This is a genomic window from Ginsengibacter sp. (assembly GCF_057362405.1).
Map to the genome: position 1 here is coordinate 1 of NZ_JBMQQG010000276.1, position 7,442 is coordinate 7,442.

Below are 7,442 nucleotides of genomic sequence, written 5' to 3' on the forward strand. Positions count from 1 at the left end.
AATTATTTATTCACGAGGAAGTGTACAATGCGGCATGCGTTGCCCCCAGGTTCACCTTTAGTTGAAACTATTTTCACTTCCAGCAGGTGCCTTCCTGTTTGCAAACCATCTGCTAAAATCAAATACCACGGCAGATGCAACGAATTGCTCCATTGGGTAAAAAGATTCATAGTTCGGACTTTGCCTTTATCAACCCGGTATTCGATAACGCCTGCATCAGGCCCTGACACAATAGCTATACCTACCGCATTTCCGTTGAATGAAAATGTGAAAGAACTTCCAGGTTTTGTCCCTTCCAAAACAGGAACATTTACAAATCCTTCCCTTGTCTCTTTTTGATCAGATGGTTTCCAATTATCGACAACCGAAAATCCATGAATATCTGATGCATGATGGACATCTTCATAAACTCCGCTATTATAAGAATTTTTGTTTAGCGGGTGGGGAAGTTTTACTGCTGAATCACCTTCCTTACTATATTGCATAGACGCAATTTGAAGCAGGGACTTTATGGATTGATAGTAAATATTTTGACCATAGGGAGAAGGGTGCAAATCTTTAAAATCATCTTTCCAGGTAAATTCGCCAAGCTTTATTCTTTCATATACTTCCTTAGCAAGGTTGATAAACGGCAGATGATAATAGGCAGCCAATTGCCGGTGTACCTTAACTTCGAGCGGCTCGATATTATTATCAAAATCATGATTCTTATCTTCATCGGCAAAAGCCATCAACACAATATTCATGAAAAGATTTGCAGTTAACGAATGACGAATAATACCTTCCATTGCCCGAACCTGCAATAACGAATCGGTTCCATTAGCATGATCGTTGACGGCAGCTTCCAGGAAAAGGAGATCAATTTTGCCTTTATTTAAAACATCGCTCTGCAAACGAAATGCGTGTGGCACACTTCCTAAAGAAGGAATACCGGCCGGAATAAATGTAAAACTTGTTTGCGGATAGGTTTCCTGCAAATACTGGCAAACTTTATCTCTCCAACCGTGGTTATACGTAATAGAGCCGCCAAAGAAAGCCACCGTTAGCTTTCGTTTATTCCTGATATTCGAGATTGTATTATTCAATCCTCCGTTTGGTTCAATAAATGCTTTGGAAGATAATGTCTCTGTAACGGGAACAGCATGTTGCGTAATGAAATCAGCATAATGTTCAGGATGGTCGATATTAAAATGATGACCCATCAAAGAAATACTATTTCCCATGGTATCAATTTTTATAGAGCCTCCAAGGCGCAGGTATTTTGCAGCCAGGATGGTTGTATTTTCTGCAATGGGAACCACGCTATCGCTTGCGCACACTACGTGAACAACAGGTATTTTATACTCAGCCAATGATTCAATATTATCAATTGGATTATCGCGGAAATTGAGCGCTTCCTGTTCAGTAAACGAATAAGCAGCTAAACATTTTTTCCAATCATCAGTACTTCCGACGCCTTTTCCTTTACCACCCGGCCAGCTTTTTATATCAAGAACGGGCGCTTCGGCATAGATGCAACTTACTTTTTCGGGATTTCGTTTTGCCCATTCATAAATATATAATCCGCCCCGGCTTACACCTTCCAAGACGGATCTTTTTGCCAGCGAATAATGACTGATAAGGTATTGATAAAACACTTCCCAAATTCTCATGGATGCAGGGCTGCCATACATATCACGGCAACCAATAAACGCAATATGAAAACCTCTTGATAATAAGATGCTATCCATTTCATAGTGCCAGTCTGGAAAATAGGCACGCCATACCCACGGGTTACCTGGTAATGAATGACCAGGTTGTACAATGTAAGCACTCTGTCCCTCAATTGAGAATGACTCTTTTTCAAAACCATGCCACATTGATCTCGCAGGAGTTTGTGAATATCCTGCTACTATTAACAGGCAAAAAATGCTGGCAATCGTAAATCTTTTTCTTAGCATCTTTTTATTTATGAGTTATTTATATGATCAATTATTAACGAGCTACTATTTGCACCAGCTTCTGTTTCAATTGTACCAACCGGGTAAAATCTTTGCCGTTTTTTAAAACTGTTCCATTTATTGTAACATGTTTCTATCGACAGATGAATCAAATGCTTCAATAACCTCTTTAGGTAATTTCGCTAATTCTTTCCATTGCTTATCACCCGTAACTCCCGCTGCATTAATATCAAATGGTTTAAAGCCGATCTTATTTATTATTGAGTGATTTTTAAGTCTGAAGTCATAATCTTTTGCATTCACAAAACCGGGGTCCTGCATGATACTATGCAAATCCTTTCCACTCTTTTGCTGCCATTCTTTAAGCGTTAAATAGTTTTGCGGATTGGCGCCATAAGAGCCGGTAGATTGAATAAAAACAACTTTGTTGTTATTCATGTTCCAATAGCAATTGCTGTCGAGAGTAACATTTCCCGTTTGCCAGGCGCCTTGTAGAAAGTACCCATTGTCCGTTAGTATAATATTATTTTTAAAATCAAGACTGTGATGTTGTTCAATCCTTGAAAACTGTGCCTGGAATTTTTTATTAAAAGCGAAAATGTTATTTCGTATGATATTATTTTCACCATAATGCTGGTGAAAGCCTCCCGTTTTTGTATGGTACACCAGGTTATCTTCCAATAAAATATTGGATGAACCTTCGTCTGTGTAAAGTCCCCATCCGCCATAGTCATAAGAATATATATCGTTAACCCGGTTATGGCTTACCTCGGTACCGTTAGAAATTCCTAATGTGTAAACGGCAGCCATATCACTTAATATACCCCGCCCAATATGATGAATATGGTTGTAGATTATTTTGTTACTAACGGAAGGGCTAAACGCATATCCCCAAATCCATCCTACCGAAATGCCGGTGTACCTGAAATCGCCAACATCGTTATGAGAAATAATATTATTCCCTGACTGGGCAATAAAGATTCCAACAGCAGAAGGAAAGTCTAATCCGCCGGAATGTATAATACAATTGTCCACTTTATTATAAGACGTCCATTGAGCCTTGTTTTCGCGAATAACCGTTTCACCGATCCTGATACCACCGGCACCTAAATCGTGCAGGTAGCTATTCGTAATTTCACAATGTTGCACTCCCTTCCGAAGCCAAATAGCATATTGCCCGGTATGTGCAATTTCACAATTGTTGAAGCGAATGTTTTGCGCATTGTCAATCATTATAGCGGCATCAATTTTTTGAGCGGCCTGGTAGGCTTCATAGCCGTCAAAAATATAGTTGCAATACTTAAACGCAATGCCATCAAACAAAATATTTTCTACGGGATGCGTTGAATCGCCTTGTATAATCAATAACTTTTCCAGGACCGGGATGACTGCGTGCACTTCGCTCAAATTTCCTTGCGGAAGATATTTAATCATATCATTTTCCAATTGCCATTCATTCACTGTATCTAAGGCAGCGGGATAATTTTCAAAATAAAACATAGCCGGCTTTCCTAACAATGCCCAATCGCCATTGATAGTGCCGGTTGAATAAAATGATGTATCGGCAGAGTTTAATGAATCGATCGTTCGCATAGTATTATCCCACTTGTGATACATATTAAACCATACGTTTTGCAAATCGCCTTTTGGTAATGATGCCAGTGTTTTAAACTCTTCTAGTGGAATTTGGAATTGTTGCGTGAATCGCATTTTATTTTCACTATCCGGAACATTGATTACTTTTCCCAGGGTGAAATAGTTATCAATATTTGGTGTTCTTGCTCTAACGGCTCTTTTGCCATTAACGTACAAATCATAGGGTTTTATACTATCCGCATGCTGAACTACTGCAGATAAAATTTTGGTTCCTTTTAAAGTAACTTTTTCTCCGCCACTTACAACAGGATGCGCATTGGGCAACGCCTTAAAGATAATTTGCAAATCACCGGTGCCGCCATTTTCTGAGTTAATTTGGATCGGTTTCTCCAGGTTATATTCACCATCATTAAGAAAAATAGTAATCATTCCTTTTGGATTTGATTGTTTTAAACCGGGAAGCATTGCTATTGCCTTTTGCAAAGTTGTTGGCGTTTGTGCGGAACCGTTACCACCTCCATCTGGCGACACATATATAGAGATATCACCGGCAAAGGCCGGAAGAAGGATGCCTGATATTGCAATCGTAAAGAATATTTTCAGCATAATCGTTTCTTATTTATTTTTTGAATACATGCGTGGCGTTACAAAAACTTCTATATCACCTTATGTCCTCTTTAATGCATTTTTAATATTATGTCTACTACCACCATACCATCTATTGTAATATTTTCATCGACCGGAATTTGTATTCCAGTGTCAACATTTATAAGATTTAAAGGCTTAAGACTTTTCCAGATAAATCCTGTTTTTTCTGCTGCAGGTTCAGGGTTATACATCCTTAAGAGGTAATCCCCATTTCCGCCAGGAGTAATGCTGGTAACTACAATGCGGTTATTTGTTAATCCAAACAATTCTTTGGGAAGTGCTTCTTCATTTTTGACCGGTATTGCTATTAATGGTTGTGTAAATGCCGAGGCATATTTTTCCATCTCTGAAGAATTGACCATTCCATGAGGCCTTAATGCGTACCTGAAATGAGCAACCCCTTCCTGGTCAGCTTTATAATTTGTATACCAGTAATTATTCATGGCATAACTAAACCAGGTAGACGTTGGCTTGCCATCTTTTTTCCACTTTTTAAGGCGTTGATTTACCAGTAATCTTTCGTCAATCATACTATCAGGTTCCAATAAAGGCGTTTCGAGTAATATTAATTGCAAACCTTTGCGGGCCATTGAGGCGTCTAACCATCTTCTGCCATAAAGAAAGTCCATGTTCGATCCCGGTAACTGATCTGCGAGGTATTTCATGGTGCCGTAACCTGCGTCTACCGTTGTGTTAACAAGCGATGAATTAAAAGGGAATCCAAAATGAACCGCCTCTTTTTTTCTGATAGCTTTCTTATCGATAATATTATCAATTTCTGCTTCATTGCTTTCAGCATATAAGGATACTCTCCTTTCCAGTCTATTGGCGCCGGGCGCATCAGAAGTTATTGCAATAGTAGTAAGCACCGGTCCGTGTTCCAAAACTTTTACCTGCACCTTCCCGTTTGTTTCAGCATCTGCAGGATTGTAGCCCGGTACATACCAATAACTGTTCAATCCCTGGTTGTTAAAACTTCCTGCATAATTGAAATCAGTGCCATCTTCCAAAGTTGTTATACTTCCGCTGGTTTTATCCCATTGCAACCATACATGTCCGTTAGATAAAGAGCTGTCAGTAATTATAAAATTTTCTCTTACCGAAGGTGCTTCTTGATCTGTAATTTCAAAAACAGAAGTTCCTAACGGTGGCACGCTACCCGCAATAAAAACAGATGTACCATCATTTAATTTCTGCAAAGGCGTTATTTGCCCTGAAGCATTTTTTACGGACTTCCCGGTAACATTTGCCGGAATAATTACAGGACCGCTACGACTCCAGGAAGATGTATTAAATACCGCAATTTTTTTTGATTGAATATTACTTAAAGGCTGAAACAAATTTTTCTCTAAAGAATCAACTTCGTTATCAGCATCCAACATGAATTGTTTTTTTATGTGCCATTGTTCAGTAACAAATGGTAAGTCCGGCTCTGAAATACTGTTATAAGCACCCCAGGTATGTTCATGGAACATGATGATATTTCTCCAGGCTTCATAAAATTTGTCTTTATCATATTCTTTAGGATTAAGCATCGAATACAAAGTAGTAAGTTGTTGCAGGCGCAAACTATTTATCCTGTTTTTTCCTTCTTCATAAGCTGTGGAAAGGGCGCCATCTTCCCAGTAAGGCGTTATGTCTCCTTTTACCACCGGGATGCTGCTCCCATATTTTTTTTCGAATTTTTCAAAAAGTTCTTGTGTAGTATTTAAGATGATTTTCGGGGATGCATATTTTTCATTCCATTGCTTTACAAAATCTGAAATGGTCGTATCAATTGGGCCATTATCAGAAACAATATTATATCGCCACTGCACTATATCGTACGGATATTTTTCTGCAGTCAATTCATCCAAATAAGCAGCAATTTTTTTAGGGCCCCTGTCAAATACGCCTCCAGGGCCAGTTCCATGCCATGAGGAGTATCCTTTTCCCGCAGTCCAAAATAGAATCTTTTCGTCACCTGAAGGAGAAGTCCACCAAACCGGCTTGTCACCCCAGGTCTTTAAAAAATATCCAACCCGGTCTCCCAAATAGGGATGACTCTCGCCGAGGAAATTAGGCCCGCTTGAGAAATATTTTACACCTCCTTTGGCAAGAGCAGTTACCGTTGTCCAGGCATATCCCGGAACATCAGAGATCATCGCACTGTTGATGGTAAATCCAAATTCTTTCCTCAGTTTTTCAGCATAATCGGTATAGTGAAAAGTTTCTTCAGGCTCACTCATACCCGTTAGAATATTGCTATATAATCCGGATAAGCCAATACTGCCTTCCTTTACTGCCGCAATAAATTTCCCTTTTTGAGCAGGAGTAGCCTGTTGTAAATAATTTTCAACAGCCCAAAGAGATTCGACATTCCATTTAAATTTTGCATCCTCAGGATAGTCTTTTGTTTTATCAACCATGCGCAATGCATCATCAATATTTTTATTATGGATTTTTACTATCTCAGGCTGAACATTCGAGTAGCCTATATCGGTATGTGAATTATGAATGAAATTCAGTTCCCTGTAAACTACCGGATTCAGATATACATATTTATCTACCAGTGCTTTTTTACCAACAGAAATATTTATAAAAACACTGTCTTTATCTGTAACGGCATTTACCGGAATATCAAAATTGTTGATTCCATCCTTTTCGATAAATGAATACAATTCCTTATGATTAACCCTAACCCGCAGCGTTTCATTTTTCCCAAAATGTAAAGCAGTTAATACAACAGGTTGCTTGCCATTTTTTAAAAGAAATGGCATAGGATGTATGTCGACCTTTTCCTCAAATGAAAATTTGAAGGCCATATACCAGTCGTTGCTGTCTTGCGCCTTGCCAATTACTTTAATGGTAACGGGGAGGCCCGGTTTGACGCTGCTTAGAGGAAGCCTCAAATAATTAAACCCATGAGCGTCGTTTGCTCCATCTCTTTTTGTTTGTTCAAATACCAGTGCGGAACTATCCGGCGCAACAAATTCCCAATTAGGTTTTTGATGGTTTGGTAATGTAGTAAAAGTCAAAACCTTTTTGTCATTAACATACAAATCAAAATTACGGTTACCGCCGCTGGTGCCTGAAGAGTGGCCTGCGACCCAACTAAAATATACGTATTTACCTTTTGCATTTTTTGGAACAGGCGCGGTCTCCCATTCAATAACCTTTTTTCCGTCAGTTGCCCGGGTTAATAAAGCAGTAGTTGCATAATCGGGGAAGGCAGAAAAATAACTGATATTTTCACCACTGATTTCTTTGGCGTAACCA

Annotated in this window: 3 protein-coding genes; all 3 read right to left on the minus strand. The window is 39.0% G+C overall.

Going from position 1 to position 7,442, the window contains the following annotated elements:
• Positions 1-2 precede the first annotated feature (2 nt).
• On the minus strand, positions 3-1,940 hold the full coding sequence (locus ACO1O5_RS22830; RefSeq protein WP_486274437.1) for an SGNH/GDSL hydrolase family protein: 1,938 nt from the start codon (positions 1,938-1,940) through the stop codon (positions 3-5).
• A 117-nt stretch (positions 1,941-2,057) separates the two neighbouring features.
• Positions 2,058-4,142: a right-handed parallel beta-helix repeat-containing protein gene (locus ACO1O5_RS22835; RefSeq protein WP_486274438.1), complete on the minus strand. Its 2,085-nt coding sequence runs from the start codon at positions 4,140-4,142 to the stop codon at positions 2,058-2,060.
• Positions 4,143-4,213: 71 nt separating this feature from the next.
• Positions 4,214-7,442 (minus strand): glycoside hydrolase family 38 N-terminal domain-containing protein (locus ACO1O5_RS22840; RefSeq protein WP_486274440.1); only part of this gene is annotated, 3,229 nt, incomplete at its 5' end.